The organism is Fusibacter fontis, from assembly GCF_055378735.1.
Genome location: NZ_AP042445.1, coordinates 2,441,500 through 2,457,610, shown reverse-complemented (window position 1 = coordinate 2,457,610; position 16,111 = coordinate 2,441,500). Strand labels below are relative to the sequence as shown.

Here is a 16,111-nt window from a genome sequence, read left to right as displayed (position 1 = left end):
GTCACCTTACTTATTAAATTTATTGTTTTGATACGCTTGCATCTTTAGCAATCGGTTGGTATCAATTTGATTGTTTTCCGCCAGTACCTCTTCAGATCGAATCACTTTGGACTCTTTCTTTTGTAATTCGCTGATCAACACGCTAATGGTATCGGATATTTGAGATTGTTTCGCAATTTTATACTTCTTTTTGATGAGTTCAATATCATGATTGGCAAATGCCAAGATGATATTGGCTTCTTTTGAACTGATTTTTTCATCTACAAGTTCTATCACTTGATCCACTAACGAACTATTTGTTATTTTTTTGCTAACAAACTCTTTTTGTTCAGTGGGCGCATCCCCTAAAATATACGCAGCCATTTGCTGTCTTCGCTCTTTTTCAGCATCTAATTTAGGGTGAACAGATTCTTGACGTAAGTCTCCTTGAGGTAAGTCTCCTTGCGCTATTTTCGCAGTAGATTTCTCAGATGATTTTACACCGGAAAAGAAACCCGCTTGAAAATCATCGGATTCTTCTTCCAGTGGCTTAACAATTTCAAGCACTTCATCCGTTCTTACGACATTGCTTTCATAGCGTGAAACGGGATCTGTTTGATAGTCTTTCGAGAGATATCCCTTGATTCGAAGCGAGTCAAACGCACGCTTTGCAGTATTCAATCCACACCCCATATAATGTGCTAATTTTTCAGAAGATAATTTAACTTCTTCCCCTTGGCTCATTAACACCAGAAGGCACATTTTTTCATAAATGTCCAAATGGTCATTATCAAAGATTTCTTTCTCGATCGAATCCCAAAACTCCATATTTCCTCCTGATCAGCAATACACGATTTTCATATCATCGCTCAATCGTCATAAATTTGTCTCTTAGCGACCACTAATCCGTAAGTTGAACTCTATGGAACACTTTCTTACCTTTTCGAATCATCAGTGTATCGTCTTCAAAGTCCGCCAGTGTGATAATTTTTCCAAAATCCGTTACAATGACATTTTGAACAGCAATACCATTTTGCTGAACCAAACGACGTCCTTCTCCTTTTGATGGAATAAGACCCATCTCCAGTAATAAATCTAAAAGTGGCAGTCCGGATTCAAATTGACTTCTAGACATTTCAACGGTTGGAACATTTTGAGAATCTCCCGCTCCTGAGAATAGGGATCTTGCAGCATCAAGCGCTTTTTTCGCCTCTTCTTCACCGTGAACAATCTTGGTAAATTCGTATGCTAGAACTTCTTTTGCATGATTAATCTCAGAATCCTGAAGTGCAGCAAGTCGACGAACTTCATCCATTGGTAAAAACGTCAATAATCTAAGACAATTTTCGACATCCGCATCTTCAATATTTCTAAGGTATTGGAAAAGTTCATATGGAGATGTTTTATCCGGATCTATCCACACGGCACCTTTCTCAGTTTTTCCCATTTTTTTGCCATCGCTGGTCAACAATAGTTTGAAAGTCAATCCATATACCTGTTTGTTTTCCATTCGGCGAACCAAATCCACACCAGCAATGATGTTTGACCATTGATCATTTCCACCAAACTCCATTTGACAGCCAAAACGTCTTTGTAATTCTAAAAAGTCATACGCTTGCATGATCATATAGTTAAATTCTAAGAAACTCAATCCTTTTTCTAGTCTTTGCTTAAAGCATTCAGCTGTAAGCATGCGATTCACAGAAAATTTACTGCCGATTTCACGTATAAACGGAATATATTCTAATCGATCGAGCCATTCGCCATTATTTGCCACATAGCCATTTTCACCATCGAGCACTAAATACTTTTCCATTTGCTTTTTAAGCATCTCACCATTATAAGCAATATCTTCAGGCGTTAACATTTTTCTCATATCCGTTTTTCCTGAAGGATCTCCAATTTTCGCAGTTCCACCACCAACAAGTGCAATTGGACGATGTCCCGCTTGTTGCATATGCATCATGACCATAATCTGAATAAAGTGACCTAGATGCAAGCTGTCTGCAGTTGGATCAAATCCAATATAGAAGGTAACGCGTTCTTTTGATAAAAGTTCTCTCACTTCGTCTTCATGAGTGATTTGCTCAATAAATCCTCTTTCTAATAGTACATCATATACATTTTTCATCTTTCCACCTCAGTTTACAAAAAATAAAAAGGGTTCTCTCCACCGAAGGACGAGAGAACCCGTGTTACCACCTTACTTCATATGAAAAATCGACTCTTTCATACCTCATTAACAGTTAACGCCTGTGTACGTAACACTTTCGTATTAAGCTATTGGGGTGTAATTCAAAATAACATTGTCTAAGTTTTCACCACCCACCTAGATCTCTTCATTCAACGTGTCTTTTTACTGAATCCCAAATCATCGCATATTATTTAATTACTGAAAGTATAATGAATTTTAACCAAAATGTCAATCGTCCTTATGATAATATTGCCTCGACATGGACAGAACGATCCTTGGCTAAATCGACAAAATCTTCACCTACTTTAACCGTTGGTCGAGTCGGGTAATTGGCATCTACATAGACGATACGCCCCTCTTTGCCGTTCGTCAACCGGACATCTTTTCCGATATAATACTCAGCCAATTTGTTAATAAAAACATAACAAACTTCAGAATCAAACAACTTTCCACTGTACCATGACAAATAATCCGCTGCCATCAGTGGTGAAATGGCTTTTTTATAAGGACGATCCGTAATCAGTGCATCAAACACGTCACACACCATGATAATCTTTGCAAAATCATGGATTTGATTTTCTCTCAATCGAAGTGGATAGCCAGATCCATCAAGTCTCTCGTGATGATGTAACGCTGCATATTTAATATTGCTCGAAACACCCTTAGTTCTCAATAAAATGCTATATCCAAACTGCGCATGTTTTTTGATGAGCTCATATTCGTCCACTGAAACATTGTTTGGATTTTTGAGTACAAACTCAGGAATATTGAGTTTTCCAATATCAAATAGTAGCCCTGCTTCTCCAAGTTCTAAGATTTCTTCGTGAGAATATCCCAACCATTTGCCAATCATAGACGCTAAAATGGACACGCGAATCGAATGTTCAAACGTATAATCATCTGTTTGTTTTAATTGTTTCAATCTCATCAGCACGTCATTATTTCGTATCATATCTGGAAGTGTTTCTTCCACATTTTTACGAATACGCTCTAAATCCAACTCACCTTCATCGCGAATTTGATTGAAAACATTTTTATTATCTTCAATTGCGCGTTTGTGTTTTATGTCAATCGGGACATTTCCTTCACCCGTGAGTACATTAATCTCCATGTTTCGATTCACAATACTTCTTTGTGCAGGTTCGTAAACATGTTGATCAATCTCTTCAAGGTCACTTAATAATTTTTCCAAATCAAAATTATTGCCTTTTGCATCAGCTGATTTAATTAAGTTGTTAAGATTCATCGTCACTTCTTCATATGGCTCATCTTCCGCTTCCATAATAAAGATTTCCATGATGCCCATTTTGTTAATCAACGCAATGTGGCGTTGTGATAATTTTGTTCCTCTACTTAACAGCTCGACAATACCTTCCGCATCTACTATTGGTGATGCCAATATCATCCCTTCAACTAACTCGTTAAATTCAACCTTTCTCACGCTTCTCACCATCAACTTTCTTATATTTTAGGCGGTCACTCTATCTCATTTTTGAAAAACAATGTAATCAATCCTGGACCACAATGCGCACCAATTGCACAACCCAATTGGTTCACAATAAATCGCTTTGTACCATATACCGTCTCAAAATGTTCTTGAATCAATTTTGCATCTGCTTCATTGAGTGCATGTGCAATGCCCACAATTTGACGATCTAAATCCTTACCATTTTTCTCAATATAGTCAAAAAATGCACTGAGTACTTTTTTCTTACCTTTTACTTTTTCAAATGGCACCAATGCGCCATCTACGACGTGTAAAATCGGTTTAATATTTAAAACATTCCCGATAAATGCTTGTGATCGCGTCACACGTCCCCCTCTAAACAAATATTCTAAATTGTCCACTGAAAAAACGTGTTCCATGTGTGGGGTGGTTTTGCGAACATATGCAACGATTTCTTCCACCGTTGCCCCATTGTTTGCAAGCGTCGCCGCTTCTGCGACGATTACGCCAAGTCCTAGCGATACACATTTCGTGTCGACAATCGTCATGTTGAAATGAGGATAAGATTCTTTAACTTCTTCATAAGCTAACATGGCTGTTTGATATGTACCCGAAAGCACAGAAGAAAACGCAAGGTAAATATATTCGTCATCTGATTTTGCGTAGGATTCAAATCTTTCGATAAAATACGCCAGAGGAATTTGAGCGGTTTTCACCACACTGCCTTTTTTCATCTCTTCATAAAACGCATCAGATGAAAGCGTCACGCCATCTAAATATTCTTGATCATTGACAAATACAACAATTGGATATACCTCTATTCCCAACTCTTCGGTTAATGTGCGTGGCAAATCGCTCGCACTATCTGTAACAATTTTAATGCTCATAGCTGCCTCCATTAGTCTGTTTACACTTTGTCGTTAATTAAAACAAAGCGTTGGTGATCTTCCCATGTTCCATTAATTTTTAAGTATTTTTTTGAAATGCCTTCTGATTCAAACCCTAGCTTTGTCACAACTTTGACGGACGGATGATTATGCGGCATGACATTGGCTTCAATTCTATGCAATTTGAGCTCATTGAATGCTATATCAACGACTTTTTTCACGGCTTCTGTCATATAAGATTGACCGACATAGCGCTCTGACAATTTATACCCTAGATAGCAGGACTTAAAAACCCCGCGGATAATATTTGTCAAAGCCACCGTACCAATCAGTTCGTCTCGTTCCTTTGTGAAAATCCAAAATCTAAGCATCTCGCCTCTTTCAAATGCAGCCAAATCCAAATTCAAACTCATCACTTGAAACTCATGAGAATAAAATCCCTCTGTGCGCATGGGTTCCCAAGGCATTAAGTAGTCCTTATTGTCGAGATAATACTTGAGAACAGTCTCAGCGTGTGTGCCATCTAAAACTTTTAAAAATAACCGTTCTGTCTCGACAATTCTATACATGGTTAACCTCCGAACTTCACCTTATAAATTGCATTTGAAAGTTTTGCAAATTCGTCTATCGTCAATGCTTCACCACGGGTGTTTTCTGGAATTTCCACTGCATCCAGCGCTTGCTTTGCTTGAATCTTTGAAATTCCCAAAAATCCACTTGATAGAGCATTTAAAAGTGTCTTTCTGCGTTTTCCAAACGCATCTTTAACCGTTAGGAAAAATGTCTCCTCGTGATCGAGTTGAACGGGTGCCGACTCTCTCACTTTAAGTCGAATCACCGTAGAATCCACATTGGGCATCGGCATAAACGAACCTCTAGAAACTCTGGTAACAATACTTGGTTCTGTATAGTATTGCACCACCACTGATAGCGCGCCATAATCTTTTGTAGAAGGTTTAGCTAAAATTCTATCAGCGACTTCCTTTTGAATCATGACGATTAAGTCCGAAACCGGCACGCGTTCTTCTAAAAACATCATAATGATCGGTGTCGTAACATAATACGGTAAATTAGCAATTAACTTCGGACGCTTTGTACCAAACGCTTCTTTTATAATCGCATTGACATCTGCTTTTAAAACATCTTGATGAATGATGGTCAAATTCTGATGATGCCCCACCGTTTCACTTAATACGGGAATCAGCGTCTTATCAATTTCAATGGACACGACCTTTTCAGCATGTTCACAAAGCGCATCTGTCATTACGCCAATTCCAGGGCCAATTTCTAAAATCACATCCTCTTTCGAAATTTCTGATCCTTCCATAATTCGCGTTAAGACATTTTCATCAATGATGAAATTTTGTCCAAGTCCTTTGCTGAATTTAAACCCATATTTCTCCATAATATACTTAATTGTTCTTGGCGAGGTTAATCGCTCCATAGTAGCTCCTTCTTAGTCGTTTGACTGGTTTAAATAACCCAACCTTTCAATCGATTCAATAAATTCTTCTCGTGTCACACCATAATGATTGAGGCGATTGAGAAATTGTTTCGCATTACAATAACCAATTCCTAGCAATTTTCCAAGCGCATCTCTTCTCTCTTGTGAATGTGCAAAGCCTTCAAGCTCAAATATAAAAAGGTCCGTCTTTGAAAAAAGATTCTCCGTATTTAATTTCAATGTTCGTACTTTTTCAAGTGCAGCGACAATCGCCTCTGGTGAAGCGTTTTCAATACCAATATCGCCCTTATACTCTGCTTCGTTACGACTTAGAAAAGCGTGTTTACAATTGCCTTTCACTCGTTTTGAAACGCGTTCTCGAATACGTTCTCCAGCAAAGTCTGGATCTGTAAATATGATGATGCCAGTGGTCTTAGCAGCATGCTCAATGCGCTTAAAGGTTCCTTCAGAAATACCAAAACCATGTGTAATGATGATTTCAGCCTGAACGGCACGTTTTACCGCCGACTCGTCATCCTTTCCCTCAACAATAATGGTTTCTTTAATTAGTTCTCGTTCTTTCACAAAACTCTTCCTTCATTATATATATTTCAATCTTCACTTCTTCAAATAATGGCTAAATGCATTTAACCAATGCGAAAAAATCTCTTTGCATTTTCAAGCGTGATTCTTGCCATCTCTTCAAATGAAATGCCTTTTATTTCCGCCATTTTTTCACACGTATAGCGTACAAACATCGGTTCATTGCGCTTTCCACGTTTAGGTTCAGGTGTTAAATAGGGTGCATCTGTCTCAATCAGCAAATGATCCAGAGGGACTTCTTCCACAACTTCAACGGTCTTTCTTGCATTTTTATACGTCAATGGCCCTGCAATCGAAATCATCGCTCCGAGTTTGACATACTGTCTTGCCAACTCCTTACTACCAGAAAAACAATGCATCAACACGCCTGTTTCAAAGGCTTTTTCTTCCTTAAGAAATTTCAGCACATCCTCATTGGCATCTCGATCGTGAATAATGATCGGTAATTTCAATCGCTTCGCCATGCGAATTTGTTCGACAAACCATTTTTGTTGAACCTCTCTCGGCGATAAGTCGCGATAATAATCCAGTCCAATTTCTCCAATGGCCTTTACGACGTCTTTCTTTGCTAAATGTTCTAACATCATCAATAGTTGGTCGTCTAAAGATTCTGCATCGTGAGGATGAACACCAACTGCCGCATAGATAAATGGATATTTTTCAGCAAGTTCAATTGCATGTACGCTCGATTCAAAATCTGCACCTGGATTGACGATAAATGATACATCGTGTTCTTGAGCACGCTTGATAACGAGCTCTCGATCTGAATCAAACTGAGATGCATCTATATGTGAATGCGAATCAAATAACATCATTACTCCTCCAAATATCCATTTTTTGTTCAGATACAACCTTGTTTTTTACAGATGGATACACTTTCTATTATGCCTGATTATTCGCAAAAAAGAAATACCTCCACCACTTCTTTGGTAGAGGTATTTTTGAACTTAGCATGAATTTTTATACAAAACCTATATTTTAAATCAATTGTTACGAAACACAACTTCCATCTTCAATCGTCGCCGTTACAAGTACGAGTTGCTCACCAGTTGTTGCGGCTAAAATCATTCCCTGCGATAACTCGCCTCTCAATTTTACCGGTTTTAAGTTGGCAACGAGAATAACGTCCATTCCAACCATTTGATCTGGAGTATAGTGTTTTGCTATTCCAGAAACAACTTGCCGCGTCTCTTCGCCTACTTTCAACGTCAATATGAGCAATTTATCTGCGCTTGGGTGTTTTTTCGCCTCAAGTACCTTTGCCACCCTCAAATCGACCTTTGCAAAATCGTCAATGGTTATTTCAGGTTTGATCGGTTTCGTTTCAACTTTAGGTGCTGCTGTTTCTTTTGATTCTACAGCAGGTTGTTGTGCTTTAGAAAGCGCCTCAAGTGCTTCAAGTTCCAATTTTATATCAATTCTTGGGAAAAGTGCTTCTCCTTTTACGACTTTCGTACCCACTGGGTATACGCCAAATTGAGACGTCGTATCCCATTCGGTGAGTGGACCTTCAGCGATGCCAATTTGTTCCCAAATTTTACGTGATGTGTGGAATAAAAATGGTTGTATCAACACAGAAATCAATCGAATGCTTTCAACTAAATGATACAATACCGCATCTAATTTGGGCGCGTCCGCTTCGTCTTTCGCCAAAGCCCATGGCATTGTCTCATCGATATACTTATTCGTGCGACGAATTACTTTCCAAATTTCTTCAAGTGCACCAGAGAAATCGAGATTATCGAGTTTTTTGTCCACCAAACGGCTCGCTTGAGTGGAAATCGCAACTAAATCTGCATCAAAAGCGGTTGCCTCTACTGCTTTCGGTACAATGCCATCTCGATATTTTTCCACCATGGATATCGTTCTCGATACCAAGTTTCCAAGATCATTGGCTAAGTCCGCATTAATACGATTGAGTAAAACTTCATTCGTAAATAAACCATCCTGACCAAATGTATACTCTCTAAGTAAAAAGTATTTCAGCGCGTCCACCCCATAACGGTCAATTAGAACAACTGGATCAACGATGTTTCCAACGGATTTTGACATTTTTCCGCCTTCGAGTAATATCCATCCATGACCAAATACTTTTTTCGGTACTGGAATATCCAGCGCCATTAAAATTGCAAACCAGATAATCGTATGAAAACGCACGATTTCTTTTCCTACAAGGTGCACATCTGCAGGCCAATACTTCGCAAATTTTCCATCTTTCACTTCAGGATATCCAAGTGCTGTAATGTAGTTACTAAGCGCATCCAACCATACATAAATCACGTGTTTTTCATCAAGCGGAACCGGAATTCCCCAATCAAACGTCGAGCGAGAAATACACAGATCCTCAAGACCTGGTTTGATGAAATTGTTCACCATTTCATTGATGCGCGATTTCGGCTCAAGTATATCGGGATTCTTTTCAAATAACTCTAATAGCCTATCTTGATAGTTTGATAACTTAAAGAAATACGCTTCTTCTTTTGTGATTTGTACAGGTCTGCCACAATCAGGACAGTTTCCATCCTTTAATTGAGAGTCTGTCCAGAACGATTCACATGGTGTACAGTAAAGTCCTGCATACTCACCTTTATAAATATCGCCTTTTTCATAAAGAATTTTAAAAATTTCTTGTACGCGTCTCTCGTGATCGGCATCTGTTGTTCGAATGAAATCATCATATGAAATTTCCATTGTCGCCCATAATTTTTTAATATCCGCTACCACTTCATCTAGAAATGCCTTTGGATGCAATCCTTTGTCCTTTGCAACATTTTGAATCTTTTGACCATGTTCATCTGTACCCGTTAAAAACATCACATCATAACCAGTTGCGCGTTTATATCTCGCAATCGCGTCCGCAGCAACCGTTGTGTAGGTGTGTCCAATGTGAAGCTTTGAACTCGGGTAATAAATGGGAGTTGTTACATAATAAGTTCCTTTTGACATATATACCTCCTAATTCTATGTGTTCCTTTAATAAACATCTCACTCGTTTTTTCTAGTTGCTTAACCCATTCCTTAATTTTATCCAAAAAATATAAAAACTTCCTCCCAGCAAAGGGACGAAGCATGCGTCGTGTTACCACCCTATTTCGAAATTACATCACTGCAATTTCCTCATGTTGACTCTGTCAACCGTACGATAACGTGTACAATCCGGAATGTGCTCAATACCTTCACACAATCAGTTCAAGGGCCATGTTCACTCGCTCCCGTTATCGACTTACACCAACCGTCGACTCTCTAAAAACGCTTGTCAAGTTACTCTTCCTATCCTTACTTTTTCCTCTAATTATGGCAATTTTAACACAGCTAGGGGGAATCCGCAACCTAAAAATTTTGTAACATCTAAAAAACATATTGCTAAGTCTTCTATTATATGATATTAATATACTAGTTTTTATATGTTGTATGTTCAACTATTAAAACATACAATATATAAAAACAGAATACAAAAAACCCGAGGACATGATTCAAGATTTTAAGCTTGATATCTCCCTATTTATGTTATTAAGAGGTGTTAAATGATTACTCAGTTTCATCCATTACTCGACCACTACGCAAAAGGTAAAATAAATTCCGTCAATATAGATACAGATTCCGATGTGATTTCTGTGGCTGTTATGAATAACGAGGCTTCAACAGAAGGTGAAATCATCTTTAAAGACGTGAAGGCCTTTTATTATATCGACCACGATACACCATCTGAGATTCCGTTTACAAGTGATAGTCTCAATACCATTTCCTATGATCTATACGGGTTTGGTGAATTTTCTGCAGTCAACCCAAAGAGTGAAGAAGAAATTTTTGTCTCAATCCCAAACTTTGCCGTAAACATCAATGATTCTTCTTTATTTATCGACGCAAGTAAAATCAGCATTAACAACCAAGAATTTCGCGTTCGTTAATTGAAAACAAATGATTCAAGGGGCTTCTTTCGCATTGTGAATGAAGCCCTTTATTCTTTCTTTTGTGACTTTTTTGATGTATAATCTTTATTAGATATGCATTATTTTGAGTCACCCAAGACTCATTGAATAAAATCCTTAGGAGGCACTATGGAAAGTCAATTGGTTTTTACGTTTAAAGATCTATTATTATTGATTTTATGGGGCAGTTTAGTCACTTTGTTTGTCTACCTGATACTCATCTTACGTCGTGTTTTAAAAATAGTAAAAAGCGTCAACCTCATCGTCGATGACAACAAAACGAGTATTGATTCTACCATGGCTGTCGTTCCGGAACTTGCAAAACACGCAGAAGTCATTTCAAGTGAAGTGGCTCACGATATCCAATCGTTCAGAACCACTATCGATAACATCTCTGAAACGACTGAATCTGTTACTGGAACAATAAAGGAAAATAAAGGATTTGCAGACGGATTGGCTTCATTTATGCATTCTGTATCCATTGGAAAAGTCCTTTATGACAAGTACTTTTCTAAAAAAGTAAAAGATATCAAAGAGGCAGCTAACGACGTCAATGAGACAATTATAAAGGCAAAAGAAAAGGATCATACTCAAAGTACGGAGAGTGAAATGGAGTAACGTCCATATTTTACCATTTATTTACAAAAATGTTTTTTTAATGTTATTTCTTTTTCCAATGCGTGCGTTGACTTTTAAATCGGATTATACTATCATGTTTTATGAAGAAGAGATGAATTCTTAGGAGGTAAAAATGAAATCGACAGGAATCGTAAGAAAAGTAGATGAACTAGGAAGAGTAGTTCTCCCAATTGAACTAAGAAGAACATTAACAATCGGCGAAAAAGATGCTTTAGAAATATTTACTGAAGGCGAAACCATTATCCTAAAAAAATATGAACCCGCTTGTGTATTTTGTGGTCAAGCAAAAGGCGTGAAAATGGTTAAGGGTAAAAATATTTGTCCTGCATGCGTGGATGAAATTAAAAACTTTTAGAAAGCAAAGGCACCGATGTTTTTACATCTGTGCCTTTTTTTATTGTTCATCTTCGCTAAGTAACATCGCATAGACATCCGATTTTTTCAAATGACGTTCGGATGCCACGATTTTCATCGCATCCTTTTTATCAATCCCCGTCTTGATTAATCTTCGAACGTGTTCAATTGCCGTTTCATCGGGATCATATTTCATCAAATCCCGTTCATTCTCAATATACCCTTCAACAATTAATACCATCTCACCTTTAGGGTCATTTTCTTGGTAATACTCATAGATCGATTCAATGGTTCCACGGTGGAACGACTCAAACTTCTTAGTAAGTTCTCTCGCTAACACAAGGTTGCGATTCCCGAGTACATCTAACATCACTTTTAAAGTATCCTTTAATCGATGGGGAGACTCGTAAAATAAAATCGTTCGTGTCTCTTTTTCAATTTTCTCAAGTAATGCTCTTTTTTGTTTTTTATCACGACTTAAAAATCCTTCAAATACAAACCGTGTTGTATCCATACCAGATCCAACTAGCGCAGTAGTAAATGCCGTCACACCTGGGATCACTTCAAACGATTGATCATTTTCGATAAACAATCGAACAAGACCCTCGCCAGGATCCGAAATACCAGGCATCCCTGCATCTGTAACCAAAGCAACACTTTCACCATTTTGTACTTTATGCAAAATATCTTTCCCAGCAATCTCTTGATTGTGCTCATGATAACTATATAAAGGTTTTGAAATTCCAAAATGATTGAGTAATTTTAACGAATGCCGTGTATCTTCTGCGTAGATGACATCTACAGCTTTGAGCGTTTCCAATACGCGATACGTAATATCCTCTAAATTGCCAATAGGTGTTCCACATAAATAAAGCTTTCCAGCCATATAAACTCCTCTTACTTCAAATCAATAGTTGCTTGCTCTCCAAAAACACTGATATTAGCCATTCGATAAATGTCGTAGATTTCATCTGTATACTGCCCATTTCTCTCGTAGACAATCAACGGATCCATAAATTTCAAATCGGATTGCCCCCCTTTAGAACACATCAGTAAAAAAATATTGGGTTTTTTATCATAATAGGGCTGAATCATGCGAATTTCTTTAGGTTCAAGTTTATACTTGCGACACAAAGTCAAAATATCTACCATTCGGTTGGGTCTATGAATCATATAAAAACGCCCTCTAAAGCGCAATAATTTACTCGCTTGTGAGAGAATATCCTCTAAATTACAAAGAATCTCATGACGCGATATCCGTTTTTTAAGATCCTCATTTTGAAGTCCTCCCTCTCCCGACATATATGGAGGGTTTGTGAACACAACGTCCATCGATCCATTTTCGATGTACTGACTTGAATTTTTTAAATTGTCATGAATAATCTGGATTTTATCCGATAATCCATTCATTTCAACACTTCTATTGGCCATATTGGCAACTTCATCCTGAACTTCAAACGCGGTAATCTTACTAAAACTTCCTTTTTCCGTTAGTAAAATGGGAATAATCCCTGTACCCGTTCCAAATTCAACTGCTTGTTCTTTTGATTTTAATTTAATAAAATGCGATAAAAGTACTGCATCAATCCCAAAACAAAAGCCTTGAGGATTTTGAATGATTTTCAATCCATTTAACTGCAAATCATCTATGCGTTCATTGGGCTTTAGCCACTTTTCAAATTCCATTATTCAATCTCCATAAAAAATTGCACGATTAAAAGTTGACATAAGAAGACGTTTTGAAAATCAACTCTCAAAACGCCTTTATTATTAGTCTTCTAATTTTTTAAGTTCTGCAAAATCAACAGGTTCAGTTGTTAATAAAGTCGGTGCTGCTGGTGCTGAATTTCGATTCACTTCTACCACTTTGATTTCATCTTTTGTATAAACCACTAAATCTTCACTGAGTTCTTCAGGTTTATCTTTAAGATAGTGTCTCACTTTTACCTGTTCGAGCAAGATATTGGTATCCACGACCAAGGCATTGCCTTCTGGCGTTTTTACTTTGTCTCCACGATTTGGCATGCCAATACGAATTTGAACATACGTATCGTACTCGTATTTTAAACAACACATGAGACGGCCACATAAACCAGAAATTTTCACTGGATTTAGGGATAAATTTTGATCTTTTGCCATTTTAATAGACACAGGAGCAAAATCGCCGAGCCAACTTCCACAGCAAATTTCTCGACCACAAGGTCCAAGTCCTTTAACCATCTTTGATTCATCCCGAACGCCAATTTGTCTAAGTTCGATTCGCGTTCTGAAAATTGCCGCTAAATCTTTTACAAGTTCTCTAAAGTCAATTCTTCCATCAGCTGTAAAATAGAAGATTACTTTATTATTATCAAATGTATACTCTACATCAATTAGCTTCATATCGAGTGAATGTGCCTCAATTTTTTCTGCACATACACGCATCGCTTCTTCTGCTTTCACTTTATTATTTTGGTGATTCGAATCATCTTCCTCTGTTGAAACTCTTAAAACAGGTTTTAATGGGCTAATAATCTGCTCTTCAGGAATCTCTCTTTTTCCAATAACGCATTCCCCATACTCAATACCTCTTGCAGTTTCAACAATCACATGATCACCCTGATTCACTGCTACATCTAATGGATCGAAATAATATATTTTACCTGCTTTTTTAAATCTCACACCTACAACAGTGATCATCTATGCCTCCCTATTTAAACACTTGAACAACAACTTGTCCACAGTAAGATCAAAATTCATATTACTTTTGATTTTTTGATCAATTTCTTCTATTAATTGAATGAGTTCTAAATTCAATTTTCTTGAAATACACTCAGATGATTTTCGAATGACTTCTTTATAATTAAGTATAGATAAATTTTCATTGTGAATCAATTGATAATTATGTGTTTCTCTAAAAACTAATACATCTCTTAAAACGGATGAAAAACTATATAGAAACGCAGAAATTGAGGTCTTATCTTGCTTGAGTAAATGACCATATTCAAAAATGCGCCCACCATCTTGTTTACAAATACTATAAATCAAATCCACTGCCTTATTGACCGCGTCGTCCGTTTGTGAACATGAAGTCAAGTCCGATATGATAAATGTTTGACATCTTGATTTTACAGTGTCTAGCAACAACTCCGGTTGACAAGTCAACAACAAAAAAACAGCATATTCAGGCGGCTCTTCTAATACTTTTAACATGCGATTTTGAGCACGATCCGTCATCAAATGTGCCTCATTAAAGATGACTATTTTATAATCGCTCTCAAAAGGCCTAATGAATATGAACTCTTGAAAAGACTCAATTTGCTCATTCTTAATAGATGCACCATCAGGCGTGATCATCAACAAATCCGGATGATTGCCTGAATCCAGTTTTTTACATGACGAACAGGAACCACAACCTGTGTGTTCCTGTTTACATAAAATCATTTTTGCAATTTGCTTAGCGATTTCATCATCTGCTGAACCCACCATCAAATAGCTGTGAGACAAATGATGATGCTTAATAGCCTCGCTAAAAAAGTTCATAACACTCATTTTTTCAATTCCAATACTTTTCTCAGATTTTACTTGCCGTGATTTTTACAATTTTAAATACTCTTCAACATCCATCACAAATACAGTTGCACCACCTACGGATATTTCAAGTGGCATCCCCATTACGCTATTGTCTCCCATTAAAGAAGTCGTCGTCGTAATTTCTTTTCGAGTTTTACATGTATCTTCAATAATTTTAAGCGCTTCATCCACTCGCTCTTTAGGAATTCCAATAATCAACGTTGTATTTCCGGATTTAAGAAAACCACCTGTTGAAGCGAGTTTTGTTACACCAAAATCTGCACTGGTTAGTTTTTTGACTAACGAATGTGCATCTTCATCGTGAACAATTGCAATAATTAATTTCATATGAACTCCTCCATTCTATGGAAACTTAATCGTGCTCATTTATAGTATACCACATCATGTGTTCTTCACTCATTTTTTAAGCCTCATTTTTTGAGAATGCGTTTACACAGACTCAATCAAGTACAGACAGAGCAGAATAATTACTCAACGCCACCGATTTTATTAAATGGTAAAAATCTAAAGATGACTTTACCAATAATGTCTTCTTCATCGACAAATCCCATTTCGCGGCTATCGTAGCTTACATTTCGATTGTCACCCATGACAAAATACTTTCCTTCAGGAATGGTTTGAAGTGGAACATCTTTGTTAGTAGTTGTGCTGATATAAGGTTCATCAAGTACAGATCCATTAACAATTACAACCCCTTCAGAAATTTCAATTGTATCATTTGGTCCTGCAATAATTCGCTTAATTAAATTTTTACGCTCTCCTTCTTTATGCATAATTCTTTGCAAAAAATTGAGATTGTCATAATCTTCTTTCGAAAGTGTTAACTGCGATTTAAATGAGACAATGTCACCTTGTTCAATATTTCCTACTTTCAACATAAACAGCATATCTTTTTCCACAAGAGTTGGATACATGGAGGTATTATAAACTGTTGTTGTTGCAAAGAAAAAATTATAAACTAAAAAGATCACTAGTGTAATTAATATCGCTTGTACCCATTCCATTAACTCATTTTTAACTTTGGTCATTACCGCACCTCATTCTTATATTTACCCACAGGGG

General features: G+C 37.2%; 18 protein-coding genes and 1 other annotated feature. Of the genes, 3 read left to right on the top strand and 15 right to left on the bottom strand.

Annotation, left to right across the window (positions count from 1 at the left end):
* Positions 1-6: 6 nt before the first annotated feature.
* The 9 genes from ACZ41W_RS10990 to metG form a co-directional block, all read right to left on the bottom strand.
* Entirely contained in the window at positions 7-807 is an 801-nt protein-coding gene (locus ACZ41W_RS10990; protein WP_464312024.1) for a hypothetical protein, read from the bottom strand.
* Between the two features lie 73 nt (positions 808-880).
* Entirely contained in the window at positions 881-2,110 is a 1,230-nt protein-coding gene (gene tyrS, locus ACZ41W_RS10985; protein ID WP_464312023.1) for a tyrosine--tRNA ligase, read from the bottom strand.
* 301 nt (positions 2,111-2,411) lie between these two features.
* The gene (locus ACZ41W_RS10980; RefSeq protein ID WP_464312022.1) at positions 2,412-3,614 is read right to left on the bottom strand and encodes an HD-GYP domain-containing protein; all 1,203 of its coding nucleotides are present in this window, start codon (positions 3,612-3,614) and stop codon (positions 2,412-2,414) included.
* Between the two features lie 35 nt (positions 3,615-3,649).
* Complete coding sequence (locus ACZ41W_RS10975; protein WP_464312021.1) at positions 3,650-4,507, bottom strand: DegV family protein; 858 nt, start codon at positions 4,505-4,507, stop codon at positions 3,650-3,652.
* A gap of 20 nt (positions 4,508-4,527) precedes the next feature.
* Entirely contained in the window at positions 4,528-5,076 is a 549-nt protein-coding gene (locus tag ACZ41W_RS10970; RefSeq protein WP_464312020.1) for a GNAT family N-acetyltransferase, read from the bottom strand.
* A gap of 2 nt (positions 5,077-5,078) precedes the next feature.
* Complete coding sequence (rsmA, locus tag ACZ41W_RS10965) at positions 5,079-5,951, bottom strand: 16S rRNA (adenine(1518)-N(6)/adenine(1519)-N(6))-dimethyltransferase RsmA (RefSeq protein ID WP_464312019.1); 873 nt, start codon at positions 5,949-5,951, stop codon at positions 5,079-5,081.
* Positions 5,952-5,963: 12 nt separating this feature from the next.
* Complete coding sequence (rnmV, locus tag ACZ41W_RS10960) at positions 5,964-6,536, bottom strand: ribonuclease M5 (protein ID WP_464312018.1); 573 nt, start codon at positions 6,534-6,536, stop codon at positions 5,964-5,966.
* Between the two features lie 62 nt (positions 6,537-6,598).
* Complete coding sequence (locus ACZ41W_RS10955; RefSeq protein WP_464312017.1) at positions 6,599-7,369, bottom strand: TatD family hydrolase; 771 nt, start codon at positions 7,367-7,369, stop codon at positions 6,599-6,601.
* A 175-nt stretch (positions 7,370-7,544) separates the two neighbouring features.
* Positions 7,545-9,500, bottom strand: coding sequence for a methionine--tRNA ligase (gene metG, locus ACZ41W_RS10950; protein ID WP_464312016.1), 1,956 nt, complete (start codon positions 9,498-9,500; stop codon positions 7,545-7,547).
* 109 nt (positions 9,501-9,609) lie between these two features.
* Positions 9,610-9,840 (bottom strand) — a binding site (T-box leader).
* A 238-nt stretch (positions 9,841-10,078) separates the two neighbouring features.
* On the opposite strand from metG, the gene ACZ41W_RS10945 reads away from it, so the two are divergent.
* From ACZ41W_RS10945 to ACZ41W_RS10935, 3 genes are all read left to right on the top strand, one after another.
* Positions 10,079-10,462 (top strand): YxiG family protein, encoded by a 384-nt coding sequence (locus ACZ41W_RS10945; protein ID WP_464312015.1) that lies wholly within the window; start codon positions 10,079-10,081, stop codon positions 10,460-10,462.
* 150 nt (positions 10,463-10,612) lie between these two features.
* Positions 10,613-11,101: a hypothetical protein gene (locus ACZ41W_RS10940; RefSeq protein ID WP_464312014.1), complete on the top strand. Its 489-nt coding sequence runs from the start codon at positions 10,613-10,615 to the stop codon at positions 11,099-11,101.
* A 133-nt stretch (positions 11,102-11,234) separates the two neighbouring features.
* Positions 11,235-11,477, top strand: a complete 243-nt coding sequence (locus ACZ41W_RS10935) for an AbrB/MazE/SpoVT family DNA-binding domain-containing protein (protein ID WP_464312013.1) — start codon at positions 11,235-11,237, stop codon at positions 11,475-11,477.
* Between the two features lie 39 nt (positions 11,478-11,516).
* Here the strand turns inward: ACZ41W_RS10935 and rsmI are convergent, their stop codons facing one another.
* The 6 genes from rsmI to lepB form a co-directional block, all read right to left on the bottom strand.
* Complete coding sequence (gene rsmI / locus ACZ41W_RS10930; RefSeq protein ID WP_464312012.1) at positions 11,517-12,362, bottom strand: 16S rRNA (cytidine(1402)-2'-O)-methyltransferase; 846 nt, start codon at positions 12,360-12,362, stop codon at positions 11,517-11,519.
* Between the two features lie 11 nt (positions 12,363-12,373).
* On the bottom strand, positions 12,374-13,162 hold the full coding sequence (locus tag ACZ41W_RS10925; protein ID WP_464312011.1) for a tRNA1(Val) (adenine(37)-N6)-methyltransferase: 789 nt from the start codon (positions 13,160-13,162) through the stop codon (positions 12,374-12,376).
* 84 nt (positions 13,163-13,246) lie between these two features.
* The gene (locus tag ACZ41W_RS10920) at positions 13,247-14,155 is read right to left on the bottom strand and encodes a PSP1 domain-containing protein (protein WP_464312010.1); all 909 of its coding nucleotides are present in this window, start codon (positions 14,153-14,155) and stop codon (positions 13,247-13,249) included.
* Entirely contained in the window at positions 14,156-15,007 is an 852-nt protein-coding gene (locus ACZ41W_RS10915) for a DNA polymerase III subunit (RefSeq protein ID WP_464312009.1), read from the bottom strand.
* A gap of 45 nt (positions 15,008-15,052) precedes the next feature.
* Entirely contained in the window at positions 15,053-15,376 is a 324-nt protein-coding gene (locus ACZ41W_RS10910; RefSeq protein ID WP_464312008.1) for a cyclic-di-AMP receptor, read from the bottom strand.
* A 140-nt stretch (positions 15,377-15,516) separates the two neighbouring features.
* Complete coding sequence (lepB, locus tag ACZ41W_RS10905; RefSeq protein WP_464312007.1) at positions 15,517-16,077, bottom strand: signal peptidase I; 561 nt, start codon at positions 16,075-16,077, stop codon at positions 15,517-15,519.
* Between the last annotated feature and the right edge of the window lie 34 nt (positions 16,078-16,111).